Annotated in this window: 24 protein-coding genes; 13 read left to right on the top strand and 11 right to left on the bottom strand. The window is 62.4% G+C overall.

The window, feature by feature from the left end:
• Nucleotides 1–146 precede the first annotated feature (146 nt).
• The 4 genes from BN2476_RS05705 to pqqA all read right to left on the bottom strand — a co-directional run bounded on the left by BN2476_RS05705 (nucleotide 147) and on the right by pqqA (nucleotide 3953).
• Complete coding sequence (locus BN2476_RS05705; RefSeq protein WP_087733220.1) at nucleotides 147–1385, bottom strand: c-type cytochrome; 1239 nt, start codon at nucleotides 1383–1385, stop codon at nucleotides 147–149.
• 68 nt (nucleotides 1386–1453) lie between these two features.
• Complete coding sequence (locus tag BN2476_RS05700; protein WP_087733152.1) at nucleotides 1454–3181, bottom strand: methanol/ethanol family PQQ-dependent dehydrogenase; 1728 nt, start codon at nucleotides 3179–3181, stop codon at nucleotides 1454–1456.
• Between the two features lie 328 nt (nucleotides 3182–3509).
• Entirely contained in the window at nucleotides 3510–3791 is a 282-nt protein-coding gene (gene pqqD, locus BN2476_RS05695) for a pyrroloquinoline quinone biosynthesis peptide chaperone PqqD (RefSeq protein WP_087733219.1), read from the bottom strand.
• An 87-nt stretch (nucleotides 3792–3878) separates the two neighbouring features.
• Entirely contained in the window at nucleotides 3879–3953 is a 75-nt protein-coding gene (gene pqqA / locus BN2476_RS49290; RefSeq protein ID WP_143810907.1) for a pyrroloquinoline quinone precursor peptide PqqA, read from the bottom strand.
• Between the two features lie 292 nt (nucleotides 3954–4245).
• On the opposite strand from pqqA, the gene BN2476_RS05685 reads away from it, so the two are divergent.
• Together BN2476_RS05685 and BN2476_RS05680 are read left to right on the top strand one after the other, a co-directional pair.
• A complete protein-coding gene (locus BN2476_RS05685) occupies nucleotides 4246–4641 on the top strand; it encodes a plastocyanin/azurin family copper-binding protein (RefSeq protein ID WP_235850721.1) in 396 nt (131 codons plus the stop codon).
• 180 nt (nucleotides 4642–4821) lie between these two features.
• The gene (locus tag BN2476_RS05680; protein WP_235850708.1) at nucleotides 4822–5997 is read left to right on the top strand and encodes an NHL repeat-containing protein; all 1176 of its coding nucleotides are present in this window, start codon (nucleotides 4822–4824) and stop codon (nucleotides 5995–5997) included.
• Between the two features lie 165 nt (nucleotides 5998–6162).
• Here the strand turns inward: BN2476_RS05680 and BN2476_RS05675 are convergent, their stop codons facing one another.
• On the bottom strand, nucleotides 6163–8166 hold the full coding sequence (locus BN2476_RS05675) for a sigma-54-dependent Fis family transcriptional regulator (RefSeq protein ID WP_087733149.1): 2004 nt from the start codon (nucleotides 8164–8166) through the stop codon (nucleotides 6163–6165).
• Nucleotides 8167–8571: 405 nt separating this feature from the next.
• Between BN2476_RS05675 and BN2476_RS05670 the strand changes: the two genes are divergently transcribed.
• Complete coding sequence (locus tag BN2476_RS05670) at nucleotides 8572–9537, top strand: alpha/beta fold hydrolase (protein WP_087733148.1); 966 nt, start codon at nucleotides 8572–8574, stop codon at nucleotides 9535–9537.
• A gap of 18 nt (nucleotides 9538–9555) precedes the next feature.
• On the opposite strand, the gene BN2476_RS05665 is transcribed toward BN2476_RS05670, so the two are convergent.
• The 3 genes from BN2476_RS05665 to BN2476_RS05655 all read right to left on the bottom strand — a co-directional run bounded on the left by BN2476_RS05665 (nucleotide 9556) and on the right by BN2476_RS05655 (nucleotide 10785).
• Nucleotides 9556–9831, bottom strand: coding sequence for a hypothetical protein (locus tag BN2476_RS05665; protein ID WP_087733217.1), 276 nt, complete (start codon nucleotides 9829–9831; stop codon nucleotides 9556–9558).
• Between the two features lie 164 nt (nucleotides 9832–9995).
• On the bottom strand, nucleotides 9996–10280 hold the full coding sequence (locus BN2476_RS05660) for a hypothetical protein (protein WP_087733216.1): 285 nt from the start codon (nucleotides 10278–10280) through the stop codon (nucleotides 9996–9998).
• 160 nt (nucleotides 10281–10440) lie between these two features.
• Nucleotides 10441–10785, bottom strand: a complete 345-nt coding sequence (locus BN2476_RS05655; protein ID WP_087733147.1) for a cupin domain-containing protein — start codon at nucleotides 10783–10785, stop codon at nucleotides 10441–10443.
• Between the two features lie 285 nt (nucleotides 10786–11070).
• Here BN2476_RS05655 and BN2476_RS05650 point away from each other — a divergent pair, with 285 nt between their 5' ends.
• Nucleotides 11071–11379 carry a DUF4148 domain-containing protein gene (locus BN2476_RS05650; protein WP_087733215.1) on the top strand — a complete coding sequence of 103 codons (309 nt, stop codon included), beginning with the start codon at nucleotides 11071–11073 and terminating at the stop codon, nucleotides 11377–11379.
• A gap of 243 nt (nucleotides 11380–11622) precedes the next feature.
• Here the strand turns inward: BN2476_RS05650 and BN2476_RS05645 are convergent, their stop codons facing one another.
• Complete coding sequence (locus BN2476_RS05645) at nucleotides 11623–12567, bottom strand: LysR substrate-binding domain-containing protein (protein WP_087733146.1); 945 nt, start codon at nucleotides 12565–12567, stop codon at nucleotides 11623–11625.
• A 201-nt stretch (nucleotides 12568–12768) separates the two neighbouring features.
• Here BN2476_RS05645 and gtdA point away from each other — a divergent pair, with 201 nt between their 5' ends.
• The 8 genes from gtdA (at nucleotide 12769) to BN2476_RS05605 (ending at nucleotide 20150) form a co-directional block, all read left to right on the top strand.
• Nucleotides 12769–13815 (top strand): gentisate 1,2-dioxygenase, encoded by a 1047-nt coding sequence (gtdA, locus tag BN2476_RS05640; protein WP_087733145.1) that lies wholly within the window; start codon nucleotides 12769–12771, stop codon nucleotides 13813–13815.
• Nucleotides 13816–13902: 87 nt separating this feature from the next.
• Nucleotides 13903–14601: a fumarylacetoacetate hydrolase family protein gene (locus BN2476_RS05635; RefSeq protein WP_087733144.1), complete on the top strand. Its 699-nt coding sequence runs from the start codon at nucleotides 13903–13905 to the stop codon at nucleotides 14599–14601.
• A 33-nt stretch (nucleotides 14602–14634) separates the two neighbouring features.
• Nucleotides 14635–15276: a maleylacetoacetate isomerase gene (maiA, locus tag BN2476_RS05630; RefSeq protein ID WP_087733214.1), complete on the top strand. Its 642-nt coding sequence runs from the start codon at nucleotides 14635–14637 to the stop codon at nucleotides 15274–15276.
• Nucleotides 15277–15330: 54 nt separating this feature from the next.
• Complete coding sequence (locus BN2476_RS05625) at nucleotides 15331–16539, top strand: 3-hydroxybenzoate 6-monooxygenase (protein ID WP_087733143.1); 1209 nt, start codon at nucleotides 15331–15333, stop codon at nucleotides 16537–16539.
• Nucleotides 16540–16617: 78 nt separating this feature from the next.
• The gene (locus BN2476_RS05620) at nucleotides 16618–17982 is read left to right on the top strand and encodes an MFS transporter (RefSeq protein WP_087733142.1); all 1365 of its coding nucleotides are present in this window, start codon (nucleotides 16618–16620) and stop codon (nucleotides 17980–17982) included.
• 438 nt (nucleotides 17983–18420) lie between these two features.
• A complete protein-coding gene (locus BN2476_RS05615) occupies nucleotides 18421–19029 on the top strand; it encodes a PAAR domain-containing protein (protein WP_087733141.1) in 609 nt (202 codons plus the stop codon).
• Nucleotides 19030–19069: 40 nt separating this feature from the next.
• The gene (locus BN2476_RS05610; RefSeq protein WP_328590276.1) at nucleotides 19070–19747 is read left to right on the top strand and encodes a M35 family metalloendopeptidase; all 678 of its coding nucleotides are present in this window, start codon (nucleotides 19070–19072) and stop codon (nucleotides 19745–19747) included.
• Entirely contained in the window at nucleotides 19659–20150 is a 492-nt protein-coding gene (locus BN2476_RS05605) for a hypothetical protein (RefSeq protein WP_235850706.1), read from the top strand. Before BN2476_RS05610 ends, BN2476_RS05605 begins: the two co-directional genes overlap by 89 nt.
• A gap of 128 nt (nucleotides 20151–20278) precedes the next feature.
• Here the strand turns inward: BN2476_RS05605 and BN2476_RS05600 are convergent, their stop codons facing one another.
• Nucleotides 20279–20881, bottom strand: coding sequence for a phosphatase PAP2 family protein (locus tag BN2476_RS05600; protein WP_087733139.1), 603 nt, complete (start codon nucleotides 20879–20881; stop codon nucleotides 20279–20281).
• A 266-nt stretch (nucleotides 20882–21147) separates the two neighbouring features.
• Between BN2476_RS05600 and BN2476_RS05595 the strand changes: the two genes are divergently transcribed.
• Nucleotides 21148–22155: an AraC family transcriptional regulator gene (locus tag BN2476_RS05595; protein ID WP_087733138.1), complete on the top strand. Its 1008-nt coding sequence runs from the start codon at nucleotides 21148–21150 to the stop codon at nucleotides 22153–22155.
• Here the strand turns inward: BN2476_RS05595 and BN2476_RS05590 are convergent.
• Nucleotides 22110–22646 (bottom strand): hypothetical protein, encoded by a 537-nt coding sequence (locus BN2476_RS05590; protein ID WP_087733212.1) that lies wholly within the window; start codon nucleotides 22644–22646, stop codon nucleotides 22110–22112. The genes BN2476_RS05595 and BN2476_RS05590 overlap by 46 nt on opposite strands.
• Nucleotides 22647–22813: the final 167 nt, after the last annotated feature.

Raw genomic sequence — 22813 nt, 5'->3', positions numbered from 1 at the left:
GCAGCACGGCAGCACGGCACCGATCGCGACGAGATCACGAACAGGGTTTGGCCCTTTCGAGCCGATTGCGTTGCTGCGCGGCATCAAGCCGTGGACCGCGCGCGATCACAAACACGAGGATCGCGGCGCGGCTCATGCTCCCGACGTCACTTCCCGGCATTGAGCGGCGTCGCCGATGCGCGCGCATTGTCCGCCGTCATCTTCGCACCGCCGGGCCGATAGCCGTTCGAGTAGAGCAGGAACGCCATGATGTCGGCGTAATCCTGATCCTTCATCTTGCCCGGTTTGTCGGCGGGCATGTTGGTCGCCATATACGTGAACACGCCGCCGATGGTCAGATGCGCATTGGACGCGGGCGCAAACGCCGGACCTTGCAGCGCGGGCGCGGTCACGCCTTGCAATTGCGCGCCGTGGCATTTCGCGCAAGCCGCCGAATAGAGCATCTTGCCGTGCGTCGCCTGCGCCTGATCGAAAGACGGCGCGCCGCTTGCCGCGTCGGCGGCGATCTTCACGAAGCCGCCCGCGTCGTTCGCATTCGCGGCCGCGAGCGGCGCTGGACGAACGACCGCACGCGATGCATGCGATCCGTTCGGTCCGTCGCGGTAACGCGCGGGATCGTCGGCGGAGGTTTCGGCGATTGCATTCGCGGGCATCGTCCAGTCGCGTGTCAATGCGAGCAGCCGGCCATCGTTCGACAGTGTGTCGAGCGCCGCGTCGATCCGTTCGCGCAGGGCCGCCGTGCGCGGCCCGAACGCGAACACGAGCTGCCAGTCCGCGTACTGCGAGCGCGCGGCGGCAACCGTGAAGCGCTGCTGCGGATGCGCAAGCCGATAAGCGACAACGGCCGGATACCAGACGATCGCGCGCTGCGCATGTCCCTTCGCGACGGCATCGACGGTCAACGCCGACGTGTTCTGCAGATCGAGCGTGATGCTCGGCTGCTGCACGGCGATCAGTTGCGCGGGGCTCGCGTACATCGCCGCGACCGTGTTCTTTGCCGCGCCTTGCGGGTTCGCGTCGGGCGCTTCGATGCTGACGTAGCCCGCGCGAAGATAGCCGCGCGAAAACTGCAGCTTGCTATTGGAAGCATCCGCGATGGTCGAGCGCGGAAAGCCGGCGATCACGTCGCAATCGCGTGCGAGCGTCCTGTCGAGTTCCTTGAGCGAAACGCCATCGTCGTCGCCATCGCCGATGCCGCGCTTGACGAGCGTCGCGGCGATGCCAGCCTGCGCGAACACGTTGCGCGCGACGGTCTGATCCAGTGCCGCGGACGGGCTGCCGGGAAACGTGCAAACCTTCACGTCTGCCATCGAGGGCACCGATGCGAGCGCGAGGCAGGCAGCAAGCACGCTCGCCGCCGGAATACGATTGAGAGAGTGGTTCATGTCGAAGGGTCCGGAAAGATCGGGAGCGGCGCGACGCATTGCGCGCGCCGCGTCCCTGTTCTGCGAAATCACGAATGGCTGAGCGCGAATACGTAGAGCGTTCCGCCGCGCGGCACCTTTTCCGCGGCCTTCGCCATCGGGCCGCCCCAGATCGGGTTGGCGCCGCCGTAGCCTGCGAGCACCGCGACATATTCCTTGCCGTCGATCTCGAACACCGACGGCTGCGCGATGATCCCGCTAGCGAGTTTCGGGCTTTGCCACAGCACCTTGCCGCTCGCGACGTCGAACGCGTACAGATGGCCGTCTAGCGAGCCGCTGAATGCGAGGCCGCTCGCAGTCGTTGCCACGCCGCCGTTCCACGGCAGCTTGCTCCAGTGGCTCCAGAGCTTCTTGCCCGTGTTCACGTCGATGGCTTGCAGTTCGCCGTATCCCTGGCTACCCGGCTCCGGCTTGATCTCGAAGCCTTCGCCGAGATACGGCAGCCCTTCCATGTAGTTCACCGACTTGCCGGACAGCGACATGCACGCGTGCAGCGTCGGCACGATGGCGATGTGCTTGTCGGCGTCGTATGAAACCGACCACCAGTTCTTGCCGCCGAGGAAGCTCGGACAGGTCTCGATGGTCGTACCCGTCTTCGGATATTTCGACTCGTCCTGCACGGGCTTGCCATCGGCCGTATAGCCCGTGACCGAAGTCGCTTTCACGAACGGGCGCGCATAGATCAGCTTGCCGTTGCTTCGATCTATCGCGTGGAAATAGCCGTTGCGGTCCGCGTGAATGATCGCGTCATAGTCCTTGCCTTCGTACTTGATGTTGGCAAGCACGGGCGTGTTGACGCCGTCGTAGTCCCATGTGTCGTGACGCGTGTACTGGTAGTGCCATTTGAGGTCGCCGGTCTTCGGATCGAGCGCGAGCAGCGAGTCCGAATAGAGGTTGTCGCCGGGACGAAGATCGGCGAGCCACGGCCCCGGATTGCCGACGCCCCAATAGAGCGTCTTGCTGTCGGAGTCGTAAGTGCCCGTCAGCCACGCGGGCGCGCCGCCGTGCTCCTGCATGCCGTCGGGCCATGTGTTGCCGCCCGGCTCCTTCGCGCCGGGCACGGTATAGCGCTTCCACAGCACGTTGCCGTTCGCGGGATCGAGCGCGGCGATGAATCCGCGCGCGCCATATTCGCCGCCCGAGCTGCCGACCACGAGCGCGCCGTCCAGTGCGAGCGGCGCGAGCGAGAACGCGTAGCCCGTGCCCGGATCGAACATCTGCTTCTTCCATACGAGCGCGCCGCTTTGCGCGTCGAGCGCAGCCACTTCGCCGCTCAGCATCGCGACATAGACGTTCTTACCGTACAGCGCCACGCCCCGGTTCACGACGTCGCAGCACGCGGTCTTGAACGACTCCGCACCGAGCTTCGGCTCGTACTTCCACAGCGTTTTTCCGGACACGGCATCGAACGCATAGACGTTGTCCTTGGGCGTCGTCACGAACAGATAGCGTCCGTTGACGAGCGGCGTCGCTTCGAAGCCTTGCTGAAGATCGGCTGGAAACTTGTAGGCCCATGCCTGCTTGAGACCTTTCACGTTCGACGCGTCGATCTGCTTGAGCGGCGAATGCGCCTGGCCGTTGTAAGTGCGGTAGTAAGTGAGCCAGCCCGGATCGCTTTGCGCCGACCTGAGCCGCTCATAGGTCACAGCGGGATAGTCGGCCGCGGCGGCAACGGGCCCCGGCCTCAGACTGATGGTTGCCGCGACGGCGGCGGCCAGCATCGCGAGCCGCGCGGGCGAAGCCGAACTTGTCTTCATCGTTGTCTCCAGTTGAGTTATCGGTGCGACGCCTGTGGGCAGAAGGTCTTCGATCTGCGTATCGGCTGCGTGGCCGTTAAGGCAAGTCGCATGCCATTGGCGCCTGATTACCTGGCGATCCTCTCGAATCGGCTTGAAGCCCGTGCTTTGCAGGCACGCATAACGACAAGGCGCGTGGCGGGGCAGCGCGTGGTGTGTTGCATCGTGGAGCAGTGGACAGATCACGTGTTGCCAAACGTGACAGCGCGACGTCGTTCCGCGCGCCCATTGAAACGTGACATAACTGAACACGAGGTGAGTCTCACGTTCGTCGGAGGAGAACGAGGTGTCAGTCGAGCCAGCCGCGTTGTCGGGCGTGGTCGATGAACCGATAGACATCCGGTGCGAGGCCGGACGCGCCGAAGAGCGCTTCGAGCTCGTCGATGATTTCATCGAGTTCGCGCGTGCCGTCGCAGCGCGAGAGAATTTCGCCCGCACTCGGATTGAGCTTCACCATCCCTTGCGGATAGCGCAGCACATAGACGCGCTCGCCGGGCTCCCAGTGCAGCCGGAACAACTGGCTGAGGCGCGGGCGCGCGCTCGGACCGGCATCGGCGGGCATCGGCATCATGGCGTGTCGGCCTTTTTGTGTGCGTCGATGATGCGCCGTCACGCGCCGCGTGCGACGCGCGACGCGCGACGGCATTTCAGCATGACCTCAGCGAACGGCGATGTACATCGTCACTTCGAAACCGAAACGCAGATCCGTATAGGCGGGCGTGCTCCACTGCATGGCTGTCTCCTGGGTGGTTTGACGAACGACCGCGGCTCGATGGCGGTCGGGGCCGTGAAACGCAAGCTCCATGCCGGAAGCACTCGCGACGCGCCTGAAACAGCCATCGCACAGGCGTCGGAATAAATCGCTCATGGCAGGCGTTTAGATGGAACGCGTGCCGGCGCGCAATTGACCTGCTTCTACACGCTTGTTTGCGTGTGCATGCCGGTCATTGTCCTATGGAGAATCAGTCGATTGCGGCAGCAGGGCTTTATGAAAAGGTGCAGCCATGAGATTCGTTCAACACGTGATGATTCTCGCCAGCATAATTGCGCTTGGCATTTTCCCGGCACGCGGTGACGCTCAGCAACACGTCAGCGCGACATTGCTCTCGGATGCAATTCAGCTCGACATCAGCGAGGTCAAAGCTGGGCCCGTGACATTCGACGTCCGCAATGCCGCGGACAACAAGTTGGTTCACGAACTCGTCGTGTTGAAGACATCGCTCGCCGACAATGCGCTTCCGGTCCATAAAGGCCAGGTGCCGGAGGAGAAATTCAAAAAGATAGGCGAAGTCGAGGACGTTGCGCCAGGCAAGAGTCGACACCTCACGATCAAGCTTGCGCCGGGCCACTACGTGCTCGTATGTAACAAGCCTGGTCACTATTCGATGGGCATGCATGCGTCGCTTGCGGCCACACCATGAAGGGCGTTATCCGGACGAAGATCGAGGTTCTTTGCGCGAAGCACGGACAGACGCGGAATAAATGGGCCGCTCGCACGTTTACGCGTTCGAGCGGCTTTTCGCGCCGAAGCATTAAAGACTCTCAGAGCTTTTCCCAGCCGCCGGGGCAGCTGGGGTGCCCGCAAGGGAAGGAGGTGCCCTATGAAAGCTTTGATGCAGTTGTCTGCCGTCGAATCACCCACGCCGTTCATACGCCCGTCGAAACTCCGTCGCCCGTTCTGCTTCACGCCCGTGCGCTTAACCGCCGCCATGTGCGGCATTGGCCTCGCCGTACTGTCGCTGGGGCCCTCCATTGCAGGCGGAGAGCCTGTCATTCCGCCAACATCGACCGTCGCTTCGACGGTTCCAGTCAAGCATGACCTCAATCCGTACGGCATTGCTTTCGTGCCGGGCGGCGTGCCGTCGGGCGGCACGTTGAGCCCCGGCGACGTCCTCGTATCGAACTTCAACGCCGCGTCGAACAAGCAAGGCACTGGGACGACCATCGTGAAGCTGGTGACCGACGGCAAGCCAGTGACCTTTTTCCAGGGGCAGAATCTGGGCCTCACCACCGCACTTGCGGTACTGAAGAGCGGCTTTGTGCTGGTCGGCAATCTTCCGACGACGAATGGCACAGCCATCACCTCGCCAGGCTCGCTACTGGTCATCAACCCGCAAGGGGGGCTTCTCAGCGAACTGAAAGATTCAACACTGCTGGACGGTCCGTGGGACATGACAGTCATCAGCGAACAGGGGTCGCAGGTCACCGCGTTCGTGTCTAACGTATTGAACGGAACCGTGGCAAGGATCGATATCAACATTGGCGCGAGCGGCGCGACGCTACTGAGCACCTCGCGCATCATTGCGTCCGGCTACGCGCATCGGCCCGATCCGGCCGCGCTCGTCGTCGGCCCGACGGGGCTGGCCTATGACGCAACCCACGACGTGCTCTACGTCGCATCGACCAACAACAACGAGGTGTTCGCCGTTTCGGGTGCTGCGGCGCTCACGCACGATAACGGTCCGGGAACGGTCATCTATCAGGATAATGACCATCTTCACGGGCCACTGGCATTGGCGCTCGCGCCGAACGGCGATCTGGTGACATCGAATGGCGATGCCATCAATCCTGACGCGCAGCAACCAAGCGAAATCGTCGAGTTCACGCCCGACGGGCATTTCGTCGCGCAGATGCAGGTCGATCCGACGCCGGGCTCCGCATTCGGTCTTGCGTTCGGTCTGAGCAGCAGTGGCCAGTCGCAGTTCGCGGCGGTCAACGACAATACGAATACGGCTACCGTCTGGACGTTGCGCACGAGCAGCGGCACCTCACCTTAGGGGAGGGCGGACCGAGCGATACCGCATATGACGCTGGCAAACGCGAGCGATCTTGCGGTTCGACGGTGAACAGGTTGTTGAGATTCGGAGCACACGTGTTGCAAAAAGCAACAGCGGGTGCAACAGCACGCGGCACGCTGCAAATAAACAGAAGAATGCGGCGTGCTACGTGTCGTCGCCTGTTGAGTCGGCTTGCGCACTGCTGCCGTTGCCCAAAGACGGCATCTTGCGATAGACCGTGTTGCGCGAAATGCCGAGCGCGCGTGCAGCCGCCGACACGTTGCCGTTGTGTCTCGCGACAGCCGCGGCGATCGCGCACGCCTGCACGTCCTGAAGCCGCGCGTCCGGCAGCGGCAACGTATCGCCTGTGGGCTGCGGCGCGGGCGCCGGCTTTGCGCGCAGATCGTCGAAGAAGTCTTCGGGCAGATGCTCGCGCCTGATCTGGCCGTCGGCGTCCACCATCGCGGCGGCCGTGCGCAGCAGATTGCCGAGCTGCCGGAAATTGCCCGGCCACGCGCATTGCTCGAAGAGCGTCATCACATCTTCGGCGACGCTCAACCGTGAGCCCGTGACTTCGTCAGGCGGCGTCGCCAGCAGCATCTTTTCAATGACGATGGCGAGATCCGTGCGCTCGCGCAACGGCGGCAGTTTCACGACGAGGCCGTTCAAACGGTAGTACAGGTCCTCGCGAAAACGGTTCTGCACGATCATCTCGCGCAGATTGCGGTGCGTCGCGCAGATGATGGCGATATCGACGGGAACGGATTTGCTCGAGCCGAGCGGATCGACGACGCGTTCCTGCAGCACGCGCAGCAGCCGCACCTGCAACGGATAAGGCATGTCGCCGATTTCGTCGAGAAAGAGCGTGCCGCCATTGGCCTGCAACAGCTTGCCGACGGCGCCCTTGCGCCGCGCGCCCGTAAAGGCGCCTTCCTCGTAGCCGAACAGTTCCGACTCGATCAGATTCTCCGGTATCGACGCGCAATTCACGGCGACGAACGGCCCCGCGCGGCGCGGCGAATCGTTGTGGATGGCCTGCGCGAGCAGTTCCTTGCCGGTGCCCGTTTCGCCCGTGATCAGAACGGGAATGTCCTTGCCGAGCACCTTGCGCACTTTCGCGATGACGGCGGAAATCTGCGGGTCGCCCGTGTCGAGGCAGTCGAGCCGCGATGGAGCGTTCAGGAGCGACGCGCTTCTTGCGCGCTGTGTGCGCGCAGCGACGGGCGACGGCGGGGCGACGGTGTCCGCGGGCCAGGCGCTTTCGTCGTGCGTCGCGCGGCGAAACTCGACGCTCGCGCAAACGACGGTGCCGTTGTTCAGATCGAGCGAAATGTGATGACCCCGGCTCGCGCGCAGACGGTCGATCAGTTGCGGCGTCGCCAGGCCGAATAGCGACGACAGCGTATGGGCGCGCATCGCCGCGAGCGGCAAGCCCACCTGAAACTGCGCGCTGCGATTCGCGGACAGGAAGCGTCCGTCGCACGTGAAGGCCATGATGCCTTCCATCAGCGTGCCGAGAAATTCCGGCCGTCCATGAAACGCGATTTGCAGAGTGTTGCGAAAGGTGCTGGTAAACAGGTGGTTTTCGATCATCTGCGCGGACATCTTCGCAAGCGCCATCGTATGTTGATGGTAGCTGCGATGATCGCCCGTCACGTCGAGCACGCCGGCGAGATCGCCATACGGATCGAGAATCGGCACGCTGGAGCACGTCAAAAAGCGGTTGGCCGCGAGGTAGTGCTGGTCGCCGTGCACGACGGTCGCGCAGCGCTCGGCGATCGCCGTGCCGATCGCATTCGTGCCTTGCCGTTCCTCTGCCCAGTTCGCGCCTGCCTTGAGCGCCACCTTTTCGGCGCGCCGCAGAAAGTCGTCGTCGCCGATCGAATGAAGAATCAGTCCTTGGGCGTCCGTCAGCACGATCATGCTTTGCGTGTTCGCGATCTGCTCGCGCAGCGTCTCCATCACAGGCGTCGCGTGTGCGCACAGCGCACGGTTCTGCTCGAGCTTCATCCGCAATTCGCTTTGCGTCAGCACGTCGTAGTCCGGACGCATAGTCGCGTTGAGCCCGAAGGTTTCGGACCGTTCGTGCGCTTTCTGGATCGACGGCGTGAGCCAGCCGCAGTCGCGGCTGACAAATGATCCCGTGATCGGGCGGGCCTCTTCGCGCATTGTCTCCTCCGGTCCCATGCAAGATGGTGGCTGTTGTCGTGCCGGTCGTGTGCCGGCATCGCCGGATTGAAAAGCAAGACCTGCGCCAAATAGCCGATACTCTCTTCAGCAGCGAATGAACCCGTCGGCCGAACGAAACGGTAACGTCGTGGCCGAAGCGGCGTCGTCGGGGCAAACTCGCCTAGGTCCTTTGTGGAGAGGCGAAAAGGCGCGACACAGTGGTCAAGTCACGCGATGATGCGCGACAGTGGGCCTTCGTGATGGCTCATGGCTGTAGCTATCGCGAAGCTACGGTTGCCCGACGGCTGTGAAAATTGGTGATTACGCGGACTGCGGCGATATGCGCGAATGGCATGCACATCTCACACGTGCCTGTTCGCCGTGGAGAAAACGGATGACTCGACCATGACCCCGACTCGCGCGGCATCGCGCAACAGATTGCACGACAGCACGCATCGCGGACTGACTCGCGACGGCCATACGATCGCCTACACCGTACACGGCGACCCTGCCGGCGTGCCCGTCGTCGTGTTGCATGGCGGGCCGGGAAGTGGCAGTCAGCCAGGCGTGCTGCGTTTGTTCGATCTTGCGTGCATGCGTGTCGTGATGGTGGATCAGCGAGGCACGGGCGCATCGACGCCGCGCGGCCGTCTGCGTCACAACGATACGCAACGGCTGATCGGCGATCTCGAAGTGATACGCGCCGAACTGGGCATCGCGCGATGGGGTGTCGTCGGCGGATCGTGGGGCGCCGCGCTTGCGCTGGCTTATGCGGGCAAGCATCCGGCGGCCGTCAGTGACGTCGTGTTGCGAGGACTCTTCCTGACGTCGAAGCGCGAAGTGCGCCGATTGTTCGTGACCTCGCGTGCGCGTGCGTCGCGAGGCTGGCGTGCGCTGATGCACGCGGCGGAATGCGAACGCGCGTCGTCGTTGTCGTCGGCTTGCGTGCGGTTGCCCGCGATGCGGCACGTGCAGGCCAATGCCGTTGCGTCGGCGTGGCGCGCGTATGAAAGCGCGATCCTCGTGCAGACTTCGTCGCGCGCCTCAATGTCGCGCAAGAAGAGAATGCCTGGCCGGGACGATGCCACGACGGCGAAGTACCGCATCCAGGCTCACTATCTGATGCACGGCTGCTGGCTCGGCGAGCGGCGTCTGATTGCGCTGGCAAAGCGCGCAGTTGCAGCGGGTGTCGCGATCCGCGCAGTGCATGGCCTGCGTGACCCGGTTTGCCCGCCGGACAATCTGCATCGACTGATGCGCGCGGTTCCTGCCGTGCAGGGACGCTTCGTCGATGCGGGTCATCTCGCATCCGATCCGCGTCTCGCACGCGCGCTGATCGCAACGATTCGCGAAGCGTTTCTGAGCCGATAAAGCCGTAGCCGTCACGCTTTAGCTTTCTTGCTCAGCGAAGATGTCGCTAAACAGATCGGGCATCGCATCGTCCGTCTGCTCGCGCGGCGGCAACGTGCCGTCGCGGACCTGTGCGAGTACGGCGGGCGGCAGCCAGGCCTCTTCCATCGCGCCGATGCCGCTCTCGATCATCTGTTGCAGGAAGAACGACTGCCTGCGTCCCGTGACTTCGGCCAATAGCCGCAACCTTCGTTCGATCGCGGGGTCCACCCGTACCGCAACCACCTTCAACTTGTTTTCGGCGGTCCTCTTCACCGTATGCTCCTGTTCACTGACTTCGCGCCGGAAACGGGCGAGCGGAGCTTCTACCACGGAGGTTCGTCGGATGGCAATACCTTGTTTGGCTTCCTTGTCGAAAATCGCGTCGGGTTCGACGGATGGACGACGATCCGACCCGCTTCGAGACGATTCAGGCGCCTTCAATCATCGTCATCGTCGTGATCGTGATGATGATGCCAGCCGCGATGACGGCCATGGTCGTGCCACCAGCGTTCGTCGCGATAGCCGTATCCACCATAGCCGTAGTAGACGGGCGCGGGCGCATAGACGGCGGGCGGCGGGGCTTCGTACACGACAGGCGGCTGCTCGACATAAACGGGAGCAGGGATGCCGAACGTCACGCCGACATCGACATGGGCGAATGCGGCCGTAGACGTAGAGGCGGCGATGAGGCCTGCGGTGCAAATGAGGGTTAGGCGTTTCAACTTGTTGCTCCGTTGCGGGCGTTCGCGCAATGAATGCCATGGTGGCGAGTGATGACATTCTATAAATGCAGTCGTTCTCATGTTGCATCGCGCCTGTTGCGTCTGTAACGGGCAGTAACGGGTCGCTGAATTCGCTTGCGCGCGTGTGATAAATGCGCCACTAGCAGAAGCGCTGCGTGAGCTCGTAGATCAACAGGAACACGCAGCCGGTATCGCTGCTGAAGCCCGTGTGGACCGTGCCCGATTCGGCAATGCCGACCCAGCCCGGCAACAGGCGCTGCCCGTTCTGCGTCGCTTCGCCTTCGAGCATGTAGATGAACTCCGGGCCTGTGTGCAGATGCGTGGGAAAGACCGTGCCCGGTTCGAACCGCACGAGTTGCATCGCGCGGCCGTTGGCCTTGCCGAGGTTCTTGATCTGCACGCCGCTTGCGCAAACCGATTGCGTCCACGGCAGCGCTTGCGCATCGACAGAAGAAAAGTGCGGTGCCGCGTGTGGGCCGTTCATTTCGTCTCCGTTTTGTATGGCGTCAGGGCGTCGACGCGCAATCAGTTTTGCGCGGTCCGCCGGAGTGTGCGTAGTCGAAGTGTAGACGCGGCTCGCAATGCGATCGCCGCGAGCCCTTGCGCAATCAAAAATTCACCGATGTAAAGCGATTCCGGTTTGTCACGTTTCGCGCAACTGTGAGTTGGTCGAATAGGTGTTTATCCCAGGTGCCGACACTCCTAGACTTTATTCAACGCAACGAACAAACCGTTCGACGCATTCAAAATCAATCTGGAGGTAATGATCATGAAATCGCTCATCAAGGCCGTTGCACTTGCTGCTGTCCTCGCTGTTCCGGTTGCATCGTTCGCACAATCCAGTCAGCCCGTTACCCGTGCACAGGTTCGCGCTGAACTGGTGCAACTGGAGAAGGTCGGTTACGTCCCTTCGAACAGCAACGACACGCAATACCCCGCAAACATCCAGTCAGCCGAAGCAAAGGTTCAAGCTGGGAATAGCGGCATCGGCGGCACGGCGGACGGCGCGTCGCAGGCAGGACAACGCGTATCGTCCGCAGCAAGCTCGTACTCGGTTCCCGTCTTCGAACATCATTGATCGAAAGCGCTGGCTCGATGCAGCCAGCGTGACGTAGCGAACCAACCGGCCGCGACATGCGCCGTCACACGACGGGACGCATGTCGCGGTTTCTTCTTTTGAAGAGCGTCGCTTCGCATCGTAGCGGCGGCGGCTCGATCCTTCCGCGCCTTGCTCCAGATGTTCGCGTCAGTCGCTGCGCGAGCGCCAGACGCTCGCAAGCGACCTGCGCTGAGCGCACGTCACAGGCGATTCAGGCGCGAATCAACCTTCGCGCGCCATATGCCATCCGCCCGTCTTCGGGTCGGCGTAGGCACGCAGCGCTTCGAGCGCCGTCGACACGGCTGCGCGATTTTCGTTTTCCGCGTGCCAGTACATCGACACCGAGCCGAACCCTTCGAGCTGCATCGGCAGAATGTGGACGGCATTCAATTGCTCGAAGCGCAGCGCGGCCCGATGCGAGGCGACGCCGACCAGGTCCGTGTTGTTCAGCAGCGTGAGATTGAGGATCGACGAATTCGTTTCGACGCAATGATTCGGCAACGCGCGGCCCACCGCCGAGAGCGCTGTCTCCAGCGCATTGCGCACGGGCGTGCCCGGCGGCCAGACGATCCACGAATACGCAAGCACGTCGTCCCAGCCGACCTTGGTCTTGTCGGTCAGCGGATGATGAGGCCGCGCGACGAAGTTGATGGGCTCGGTATAGAGCGGCTCGGTCTGCAACTGCGGATCGTCGTATTCCTGACCCGAGCGGCCGACGACGATATCCAGTTCGCCGCGCGCGAGCTGCGGCATCAGCTGGTTCATCGTGCTCTCGATGATCCGCACCTTCGCGCGCGGCATGCGCTCGAGCAGCCGCGATACGGCAAGCGGCACCGTGTCCGCCGCCGATACGCCCGACGTGCCGATGCTCACGAGTCCGCTGCCGCCTTCGCGCAGCGCGAGCATGTCGTCGCGCGCGTTGTCGAGATGCGCTTCGATGCGGCGCGCGTGCTCGATCAGCGCTTCGCCATTAGGCGTTGGCCGCAAGCCGCGCGCGTGCCGCTCGAAAAGCGGCAGGCCGACGTCCTCCTCCAGTTCCTTCAGCCATTTCGACAACGCCGGCTGCGTCGTATTGAGCGCGGCCGCCGACTGGCTCAGGTTGCCCGTGCTCGCAAGGCTCAGCAGCACCTGCAGATGCCGCAGACGCAGGCGGTAAGTCCAGTCCATCGCGCAGTCCTCCCGTGACGATCCGCTGACCCGGCTTGGATATGTGGAGATATATCCGAAACCATATGGATTAGATGAATTCGCCATTTTACCGGGTATAGCTCCGTCGCATATAAATGATGCACAGGGTCTATGAAACCGACGCGCGGCCCGCCCGCGCATCCGGCCCGCGAGACACCGAAAGCAAGACAGGAGACGCGAATGACGAACAACACTCCGGGCGCATCGCGCGCGGCCTACTACGAGCAGATCGCCCGCCAGCGCATGACGCCGCTGTGGGAGTCGCTGCACAACCTCGTGCCGAAGTCGCCGCAGCCGAAAGCGCAGCCCGCGATCTGGAAGTATGCGCAGGTGCGCGACCTCGTGATGGAAGCGGGCTCCGTGATCAGCGCGGAAGAAGCCGTGCGCCGCGTGCTGGTGCTCGAAAACCCCGGCTTGCCCGGCAAGTCGAGCATGACGCCGAACCTGTACGCCGGACTGCAACTGATCCTGCCCGGCGAGATCGCGCCGAGCCATCGGCATACGCAATCGGCGCTGCGCTTCATCGTCGAGGGCAAGGGCGCGTGGACGGCCGTCAACGGCGAGCGCACGACGATGCACCCCGGCGACTTCATCATCACGCCGTCGTGGACGTGGCACGACCACGGCAATCCGTCCGTCGAAGAAGGCGGCGAGCCGGTCGTGTGGCTCGACGGCCTCGACATCCCGCTCGTTGCGCAGATGGATGCGGGCTTTGCCGAGAACTACCCCGAAGCGACGCAGCCCGTCTCACGCCCCGAGGGCGACAGCTTCGCGCGCTTCGGTCACAACATGGTGCCCGTGCGGCATCGCGTGTCCGATCCGACGTCGCCGATTTTCAGTTACCCGTACGAGCGCAGCCGCGAGGCGCTCGACGCGCTGTACCGCAACGGCGAACTCGACGAATGGGACGGCGTGAAGCTGCGCTACGTGAACCCGGCGACGGGCGGCTGGCCGATGCCGACCATCGCGACCTTCATGCAATACCTGCCGAAGGGCTTCAAGGGCCGCACGTATCGCAGCACTGACGCGACGATCTACTGCGTCGTCGAAGGCAAGGGCACGGTGAAGATCGGCGACGACGAATTCGCGTTCGAGCCGCACGACGCGTTCGTCGCGCCATCGTGGGCGCCCGTGCAACTGTCGGCGTCGGCGGAAAGCGTGCTGTTCAGCTATTCGGATCGCCCCGTGCTCGCCGCGCTGAATCTGCTGCGCGAAGAACGCAGCTAGAAGCACGCGTCTATCGGCATCTTTTGACTTCGCGCGCCGCATCGGCGGCGCGTGCTCCATCCTTTTATCTGTCGAGTCGAATTCATCATGGCTTTTGTTTTCCCGCCCGAAGCGCCCGTCGCTGTTCCCGTCGCCGGTAGCGACGCTCAATTCGCGGTGCGCCGCGTCTACTGCGTGGGCCGCAACTACGCGGCGCATGCGCGCGAAATGGGCTTCGATCCCGATCGCGAGCCGCCGTTCTTCTTCTGCAAGCCGGCCGATGCCGTCGTGCCCGTCGCCTATGGCGAAACGCTCGAACTCGCGTATCCGTCGCAGACGCAGAACTACCACTACGAAGCAGAACTCGTCGCGGTGATCGGCAAGAGCGGCTCGGATATCGCCGTCGAAGATGCGCTCGATTACGTCTGGGGTTACGCGGTCGGCCTCGACATGACGCGCCGCGACCTGCAGATGAAGATGCGCGAAATGGGCCGTCCGTGGGAAATCGGCAAGGCGTTCGACCGTTCCGCGCCGATGGGCCCGATCCATCCCGCGAGCACGGCCGGCCACTTCGAAAACGCTGGCCTGTGGCTGACGGTCAACGGCGAGACGAAGCAGAAGAGCGACGTGTCGCATCTGATCTGGTCGGTTGCGGAGACGGTCGCTTATCTGTCGAAGTTCTTCCGCCTCGAACCGGGCGACGTGATTTTCACGGGCACGCCCGAGGGCGTCGGCGCGGTGAAGACGGGCGACACGATGAAGGTCGGCGTCGAGCGTCTGGGTGAACTGACTGTGCGCGTCGTTTGACGCAGCGCTTCGCTACTGATGGAAGGTCAAGCCGTGCAACTCCATAGCTTCTTCAACAGCTCGACGTCGTACCGCGTGCGCATCGCGCTCGCGCTCAAAGGTCTCGCGTACGACACGCTGCCCGTCAATATCCGCGTCGGCGAGCATCGCGCAGCGGATTACGTGGCGAACGTGAATCCGTCCGCCTCGGTGCCCGCGCTGATCGACGGCGAATTCAGACTCGGCCAGTCGCTCGCGATCGTCGACTATCTGGACCAGAAGTATCCCGAGCCGCGCCTGATTCCGCTCGAACGCGAATTGCGCGCGCGCGTGCTCGAATTCTCCGCGCTCATCGCGTGCGATATTCATCCCGTCAACAACCTGCGCGTGCTGCGCTATCTGGAAACGGAGCTGAAGGTCACCCCGCAGCAGAAGACCGCGTGGTATCGGCACTGGATCGCGGAGGGAATGGCGGGCGTCGAGCGCCTGCTCGAACGCAGCAACGCGGGCCCGTGGTGCTTCGGCGTGCAGCCGACGCTCGCCGACGTGTGCCTCGTGCCGCAGATCGCGAACGCGCTGCGCATGGACTGCGATCTGCGCGCGTATTCGCGCAGCCTCGCCGTGTATGAGCACGCATTGAAACACCCGGCATTCGACGCCGCGCAGCCGCAGCGTCAGCCCGATTACACCGCTTGATTGCAGATCGGCAACCATCTGCGACGAGACCAAAAGTAAGGCATGGAGACAGTCATGAGTGAGACAAACAGCAACGGTCGGCGCGTGCTCGTGATCGGCGGCGGGATTGGCGGCCTCGCGGCAGCGCTGGCGCTCGCGCGTCAAGGCATTCGCGTGCAGCTGCTCGAGCAGGCCGCCGAGATCAAGGAAATCGGCGCCGGCATCCAGCTCGGCGCGAACGCGTTCAACGCGCTCGATGCGCTCGGCGTCGGCGAGGCGGCGCGCAGCCGCGCCGTGTTCACCGACTACATGAAGCTGATGGATGCGCTCGACGCGAAGGAAATCGTGCGCATCGATGTCGGCGCGCCGTATCGCGCGCGCTTCGGCAATCCGTACGCGGTGATTCATCGCGCGGATATTCATCTGTCGATTCTCGAAGCCGTGCAGGATCATCCGCTGATCCAGTTCCGCACGAACACGCAGGTCTGCTCGCTCGAACAGGACGCGAGCGGCGTGACCGTCATCGATCAGCACGGCGAGCGTTATCGCGCCGATGCCGTGATCGGCTGCGATGGTGTGAAGTCGGCGATACGCAAGACGTTGATCGGCGACGATCATCGCGTGACGGGACATGTCGTGTATCGCGCCGTCGTCGAAGTCGACAACATGCCGAAGGATCTGCAGATCAATGCGCCCGTGGTGTGGGCCGGTCCGCATTGTCACCTCGTGCACTATCCGCTGCGCGGCGGCCAGCAATACAATCTCGTCGTCACGTTCCATAGCCGCGAGAAAGAAGAATGGGGCGTGCGCGAAGGCAGCAAGGAAGAAGTGCTGTCGTACTTCGAAGGCATTCATCCGCTGCCGCATCAGATGCTCGACCGGCCGACTTCATGGAAGCGCTGGGCCACGGCGGACCGTGAGCCCGTCGAGCGCTGGAGCTATGGGCGCGCGACGGTGCTCGGCGACGCCGCGCATCCGATGACGCAATACCTCGCGCAAGGCGCCTGCCAGGCGCTCGAAGACGCCGTCACGCTCGGCGCTGCCGTTGCCGCCACCGATGGCGATTTCGAAGCGGCGTTCAAGCTGTACGAGACGGCGCGCATTCCGCGCACCGCGCGCGTGCTGTATTCGACGCGCGAGATGGGGCGCATCTATCACGCGAAGGGCGTCGAGCGTCTGGTGCGCAATTCGCTGTGGGTCGGCCGCACGCAGGAGCAGTTCTACGATGCGCTGCAATGGCTGCATGGATGGCGCGCGGAAGATTGCTTGAAGGGCGTGGCCTGAAGCGCGGAGTGAATCGAATGACGGGCGGGCCAAAAAAATATAGCGGATGCGCGCCCGCCTAACTGAAGGAGACAGGTGATGGTGAACGCGCAGCCAGTCAACGTCACGGACGTAATCGACCGCAATCCGGTTTCGCCGTTTCAGCTGACGATCGTCGTGTTGTGTTTTCTGATCGTCGCGATCGATGGATTCGATACGGCATCGATCGGCTTCATCGCGCCCGTCATTCGCGCGCAATGGCAGTTGTCGCCGGCGCAGCTTGCGCCCGTATTCGGCGCGGGGCTCGCGGGCTTGATGGCAGGCGCGCTCGTGTTCGGTCCATTCGGAGATCTCGTGGGGCGCAAGCGCCTGTTGCTCGCGTGCGTGCTGTGCTTCGGCGCTGCAAGCGCGGCGTCGGCGTGGTCGGGCGGACTGCATGAACTGATCGCGTGGCGCTTTCTCACGGGCCTCGGTCTCGGCGGCGCGATGCCGAATGCGATCACGCTGACGTCCGAGTATTGCCCGTCGCGGCGCCGCTCGTTTCTCGTCACGACGATGTTCTGCGGCTTCACGATCGGTTCGGCGCTGGGCGGCATCGTAGCGGCGGAACTGATCGAGCATTTCGGCTGGCGCTCGGTGCTGGTGACGGGCGGTGTCGCGCCGCTTCTGCTCTTGCCTTTGCTCGCGTGGCGGCTGCCCGAATCCGTCCGCTATCTCGTCAATGCTGGCAAGCGCGCGGAGCAGGTGACGCGGCTGCTCACGCGCATCGCGCCGCATGAAGATTATTCGCAAGCGACCTTCGTCGCGCCGCATGGGAAGCCGGCGGGCTCGCCCGTCAGTCATCTGTTTCGCGCGGATCTGCTGCGCGGCACGCTGCTGCTGTGGCTGACGTTCTTCATGAGCCTGCTCGTGATCTATCTGCTGTCGAGCTGGCTGCCGACGCTTCTGCGCACGACGGGCGTTTCGCTGCATACGGCGGCGCTCGTGACGGCGATGTTCCAGGTCGGCGGCTCGGTCGGCGCGATCGTGCTCGGCTGGCTGATGGACCGCTTCAATCCGCATTACGTGCTGGCGCTCGGGTATGCGCTGGCGGGTCTCTTCACGGCGGCCATCGGCAGTCTCGCCGCGTCGCCGTGGCTCGCGGCGCTGGCTGTGTTCGCGGCGGGCTTCTGCGTGTCGGGTTCGCAGGTGGGCGCGAATGCATTGTCGGCCGTGTTCTATCCGACCGACTGCCGCGCGACGGGCGTCAGCTGGGCGAACGGGATCGGACGTAGCGGATCGGTCGTCGGTTCGCTGGCGGGCGGCGCGATGCTGGCGGCAGGGCTGCCGCTGCCGGCGATGTTCATGCTGATCGCCATACCCGCTGTCGTTGCTGCCGCGTCGATCTTCGTGTTGGGTGCGTGGGCGACGCGTGATGTTGAGGGCGAGACGCTGGATACGCTTGCGCCGGAGCAGACGGGCTGATGGAACATAGGGACGTGAAGCTCTTCACTGACCCGCGCAAACTCCTCCCGGTCCCTGCCGACATGTGAGCCAATTCGGACGCGAAGACCCGCGACTTTTGCTGGCGACAAAGTTCGAAAGATGTCTGCAGCGAACGGGTCGCGCTCAATACATTGCAATTCTTGACGCTCTTTTACAAAGCGAGCGCCGAGTGCCGGTTATCCTCATCGAGCTATGTGTTCCATAGCATTACTGACTATGAGGAGACGGATTCATGTCGGAAAAGAAATGCAACAAAACTGCCATCCCTTTTGCAATGTTGGGTGCGCGTAGCACTCGCGACCGTTGCGTCTCAAGTGTATCGAGTTATTTCGAAATCGGAGCAAGCGCCGTCGCCCTGGTTGGCGACGGCGTCACTTCCGACGACGACGGCGAGGCAACGATAACCAGCGGCGTGCGATGCGTCGCCGGTTGGCATCGCGGTACACGATCCGAGGAACGGGTTTCCACTCATCGATACGCATAGAGGGGACAAAGCTCATGCGTAAGGCGCTCATCGTGCAAGGCAGCCCGACGACGACAGGGGGCGTTGTCATCGGCGGGTCTGCCACTGACATGACGGACAACGGCAGGCCATTCACGCTGCACGGCGACGAGGCAACTTGCGGTAAGTGCAAAGGCACATTCCAAATAGTCGGCAGCGCGACGCGGCGATGCTATCGCGGACGAGCGGGCGTCATCGAGGGCGATCTCGTTTTGTGTCCTTGCGGGGAGAATCGCGTGCTGGCGGGACCGAATCCGGGTTGCTTTTATCACACGGACGGTGAGGGTGCAGTTGCTCAACTCCTGTCGGTTGATTCGGAGGAGTTCAAGCCGCGTAGCGGTGTGTACGACGAGCAGTTCACGCTCAAAGACGCGAACGGCCGCCCTCTCGCGGGTGTTCATTACCGGGTGCGTATCGGTTCCGATGTGACCGCGAGCGGCATAACAGATGCGCAAGGCCGCACAAAGCGGATACATACGGACAATCCTGAATCAATCTGCTTGGACGTCGGCGAAGCGCGGTAACAACGGCGCGTCTGAATCTGAAAAATAGAGAAATTCATCTATGTCGAGCCAATACGATTTCAAAACAAAGAGTGATGGCGATTGGATCGAGGTCCATTCTGGGGCGGTCACGAACACGCATCCCGGCTCAATGGTTTACGTGAAAATCAACACGGACAAGATATGCCCAAACATGTCCAATAAAGAGTTTCGCGAAATGGTTCTCAGGCATCGAGACCATGCTGTTACTCTCGTTGAAGCTCGATTAAAGGATTTGGTGCGATGGTCCGTACTGGATCAGAATCGGGTGCAAACGTGGTTTGGCAATTGCGACGAATCAGCGAGAAGCAAGCTCACCAATGGTCTAACCTCGATTGTTCGCGTACTTAGAGGACTGACAGGTGACAATTTTGTTAGATGGGAGCCTCGGACGGCATCGTACGTAGGGTGCACTCCAAACCCGGTACAGTCCGGCGTAGTTGCGGAAGTATGCGCGCCAGACACCAGGACACACACAATAGCCATTCGCCACGAGTTTTGCGATATGCGCGAATTCTCATGGGAAAAAGACTCGATTGTTTCAACCCTCATCCACGAGGCAAGTCACTTTCAGGACACGATGGCAACAAGAGACTGGAAATACTTTATGGATGATTGCCTTTCGTGGGGCAAATCAAATCCCGAACAAGCCATTAACAACGCCGATAGCATCGCTGGATATGTCATTTATAATGCGTAATTTCATTGCCTCCTTTTTGATTCTGGTTTCGGGGCATGTGCTTGCATGTATGCCGAGCGAAAATTTCGATATCTACTTTCCACCAAATAGCGCGAGCATTCCAGCACAAGAAATATTGCGACTCGCTAATTGGGTTGTCGATCAGAAAATTACGTATGCGAGTCACCATACGAAAGAAACAACGTTGGTAAGCGGGCACGCGGAAGAGCTTGAGCGGAATCCGCAGCGATTGGCAGAAGCGCGTTTGACAGTGGGCAAAGCGTTGCTGAATCAGCTAGCCTTTTTGCGGGGGACAGTGAAGACGAGTGCGCGTGTCTATTCCAGGCGTGACGTTGATAATGGGCGACGCGTCGAAATCTCTTTCGAACCTGAATGCCCTAACAAGTGTTGCACTAGCGAGTGAAGTCCCGCCCAACGACTGACTATCGGGGCCGAAGCTGCGCAATTGAGTCGATAGCCCCGCTTCAAGCGGGGCTTTTCCAATCGAGAATTACGCGCCAACAAAAGATGCACTGCGCGTTCACAACACGCTCACTGCGAAATCCACCCCCGCCCAATCGGCCACGCGAGCAGCTTGCGATAGAGCGCAATCAGCACGCGCATCAGCGCTTCACCGGCTGACGACCAAAGCGGCATCACAACGACGTACGCCGCGCATGCAATCACGACTGCGCCCGCCATATCGAACGGAAAGTGCACGCCGATGAACACGCGCGCCCACGCAACGGCAAGCCCGGCCACGAGCATCAGCGCGCCGTACCATCGAACGCGAGCCAGCAGCAGGGTCAGCGCGACGCTGGCGAACACCGTGCCGTGATCGCTGGGAAACGACGAGTCGGCAACGTGTTCGATGAACGTGTGGCCGAGCCCGATCATGAAGGGCCGTGGATGCATCCAGTAAAGCCCGATGATCTGATTGCACCCGAGTGCAAGCAGCGCGACGCAGCATGCGCGCACGGCCACCGCGCGCTGGTGTTGTCCGCCGAACAGCCAGAGCACGCCGAGCGTCAGCGGAACGAGATAGATAACGTAATCGGCGATCGCAGTCGCGACGTCGACTTGCCAGCGCGGCGTCGAGGCCGTCGCGTTGATCATCAGAAAGAGCGCCTGATTGAACGCTTCGAGTGTATTCATGCTGCAATCGTGTCGGTGAATTGAGCTGCCTAACAAGGAAGGCAGAAGAAAGGAAAGCAAAAGACCGGCCCAATCGTACCGGCCGAAACTTATGTCACGCTTAGGCGCTCGAATGACGCTCCGACGCGCTTCCCAACCGCGCAAGGCATTCATGGCACCTCGCACCACCTTTACCGGACGAACGGAGTATTCTTTCGATGGGCTTGCAAAAGACGGCATCATCGCCGTCTTTCTAGCTACATGCCGAAATCGAATGGCGGTGCTTCATGGATGCGGTCTCCGACGTGTTGCGCGTCGTGCGTTTGTCCGGCGCAGTCTATCTGCACGCTGAACTGACGGCGCCGTGGTGTCTGTTCGGCCACCCGGATCAGACGTTGTGCACCGCCTATTTGCCAAGAGCGGATCGCGTGGTCTCTTTTCATCTGATCACGGAAGGGACCTGCTGGGCGCATCTTCCCGACCGCGTCGATCCCGCCATCTGCGTGAGCGCGGGCGAACTGCTCGTCGTGCCGCAAGGTGAGGCGCACATCATGGGAAGCGCGCTCGATCTCGCGCCCGTGCCGGCGGGACCGCTGCTCGAATCGCAGCTTGGCACCGCGCCAGGCGAACTGCTGAATGTCTCGCATGGCGGCGGCGGCGCGCCGACGCGCCTGCTGTGCGGCTTCCTCGCGTGCGACGACGCGCTGAGCAATCCCGTGCTCGGCTCTTTGCCGCGCCTCTTCAAGGTCGACGTGCGCAACGATCCGCAGTCGGCATGGCTCGAAGCATCGCTGCGCTTCGCTGCCTCCGAGGCCGCGCAATCGCGCGCGGGCAGCGCGATCGTTCTCGCCCGGTTGTCGGAGCTGCTGTTCGTGTGGGCCGTGCGACGCTGCATCGACGACTTGCCTGCCGAGCGCAAGAACTGGCTCGCGGGCGTCAAGGACCGTTTCGTCGGACGTGCACTGTCGATGCTGCACGCGCAACCGTCATACGACTGGACCGTCGACGAGCTCGCGCGAAGAGTCGGTCTGTCGCGCTCCGCGTTTTCACATCGTTTCAGCGATCTGCTCGGGCAGCCGCCGATGCAATATCTCGCGCGTTGGCGCCTGATCGTCGCGACGCAAGAGCTGTCGTACAGCAGCAAGGCGATTGCCGCAATCGCCGAGCAGGTTGGCTACGAATCGGAATCCGCGTTTCATCGCGCATTCAGGCGCGAGTTCGGCATGCCGCCCGCCGCGTGGCGAAAGCGTCATAGCGATGTGGACGGCGCCGAGGTCATCGCCGAAAGCCAGTAACGTTGCCAATCGACCGGCGTTCTCACAGCGCGCATTGGGCTCGTCGTGGGTGCGGCGCGCGAAGGCTTGTGCAACGTAAAACCGCGCGTATTGATGCCCGTGGCGCGGACGACGACGGCGCGCCGCATCGCTCGCATCCGCATCGAAGGCGATGGATGCAAACGGCTTCCGATGCCGTGCATCAACCGGCGCATCGCGGCGTGCCATGCGAGCGGATCGAGTATCCTGCTGCCGCGCAGCGACTTCAATAGCGACAGTGCAGTGCCGAGTTCTCGCATATGTCTGCCATGATCGTTGTTCAGCTGGCGCAGCACCGCATAGCAGGCATCCCAGCCGACGTGCGAATGCGCATGCAACAACGCGAGCAACAACACGGGCGGCAGGAGCGCGAGGCCGCCTTGCATCAGCGCATCGCTTTGCAATTGCAGCAGGAGTTGCTCGTATGGGTCTTCGTTGACGCAGCGTCGGCGCGGGTCCGGCAGATCACGCATGACAGGGCCTCCTCTTACGTAAGGGTCGCGGTTTTCGTGGCCGATGGCCGGCGACGCATCGCATCCGGTCACGGCGACGGAAAAGGCAGGACACCCTGATTTCAGAAGACCTTGCTGCCCGACGTTCAGGAACGCGCTTGCTGCAACAGATGATTCATGGTGCTCGA

It is taken from the genome of Paraburkholderia piptadeniae, assembly GCF_900007165.1.
Taxonomy (GTDB): Bacteria; Pseudomonadota; Gammaproteobacteria; order Burkholderiales; family Burkholderiaceae; genus Paraburkholderia; species Paraburkholderia piptadeniae.
Note: the sequence above shows the minus strand (reverse complement) of the source record. Positions and strands in the feature narration are given on the sequence as shown.

Coding starts and splice junctions, on each gene's coding strand:
- BN2476_RS05705 (WP_087733220.1), bottom strand. CDS start 1,385: ATGAACCACTCTCTCAATCGTATTCCGGCGGCGAGCGTGCTTGCTGCC.
- BN2476_RS05700 (WP_087733152.1), bottom strand. CDS start 3,181: ATGAAGACAAGTTCGGCTTCGCCCGCGCGGCTCGCGATGCTGGCCGCC.
- pqqD (WP_087733219.1), bottom strand. CDS start 3,791: ATGATGCCGATGCCCGCCGATGCCGGTCCGAGCGCGCGCCCGCGCCTC.
- BN2476_RS05685 (WP_235850721.1), top strand. CDS start 4,246: ATGATTCTCGCCAGCATAATTGCGCTTGGCATTTTCCCGGCACGCGGT.
- BN2476_RS05680 (WP_235850708.1), top strand. CDS start 4,822: ATGAAAGCTTTGATGCAGTTGTCTGCCGTCGAATCACCCACGCCGTTC.
- BN2476_RS05675 (WP_087733149.1), bottom strand. CDS start 8,166: ATGCGCGAAGAGGCCCGCCCGATCACGGGATCATTTGTCAGCCGCGAC.
- BN2476_RS05670 (WP_087733148.1), top strand. CDS start 8,572: ATGACCCCGACTCGCGCGGCATCGCGCAACAGATTGCACGACAGCACG.
- BN2476_RS05655 (WP_087733147.1), bottom strand. CDS start 10,785: ATGAACGGCCCACACGCGGCACCGCACTTTTCTTCTGTCGATGCGCAA.
- BN2476_RS05650 (WP_087733215.1), top strand. CDS start 11,071: ATGAAATCGCTCATCAAGGCCGTTGCACTTGCTGCTGTCCTCGCTGTT.
- BN2476_RS05645 (WP_087733146.1), bottom strand. CDS start 12,567: ATGGACTGGACTTACCGCCTGCGTCTGCGGCATCTGCAGGTGCTGCTG.
- gtdA (WP_087733145.1), top strand. CDS start 12,769: ATGACGAACAACACTCCGGGCGCATCGCGCGCGGCCTACTACGAGCAG.
- BN2476_RS05635 (WP_087733144.1), top strand. CDS start 13,903: ATGGCTTTTGTTTTCCCGCCCGAAGCGCCCGTCGCTGTTCCCGTCGCC.
- BN2476_RS05625 (WP_087733143.1), top strand. CDS start 15,331: ATGAGTGAGACAAACAGCAACGGTCGGCGCGTGCTCGTGATCGGCGGC.
- BN2476_RS05620 (WP_087733142.1), top strand. CDS start 16,618: ATGGTGAACGCGCAGCCAGTCAACGTCACGGACGTAATCGACCGCAAT.
- BN2476_RS05615 (WP_087733141.1), top strand. CDS start 18,421: ATGCGTCGCCGGTTGGCATCGCGGTACACGATCCGAGGAACGGGTTTC.
- BN2476_RS05610 (WP_328590276.1), top strand. CDS start 19,070: ATGTCGAGCCAATACGATTTCAAAACAAAGAGTGATGGCGATTGGATC.
- BN2476_RS05605 (WP_235850706.1), top strand. CDS start 19,659: ATGATTGCCTTTCGTGGGGCAAATCAAATCCCGAACAAGCCATTAACA.
- BN2476_RS05600 (WP_087733139.1), bottom strand. CDS start 20,881: ATGAATACACTCGAAGCGTTCAATCAGGCGCTCTTTCTGATGATCAAC.
- BN2476_RS05595 (WP_087733138.1), top strand. CDS start 21,148: ATGGATGCGGTCTCCGACGTGTTGCGCGTCGTGCGTTTGTCCGGCGCA.
- BN2476_RS05590 (WP_087733212.1), bottom strand. CDS start 22,646: ATGCGTGATCTGCCGGACCCGCGCCGACGCTGCGTCAACGAAGACCCA.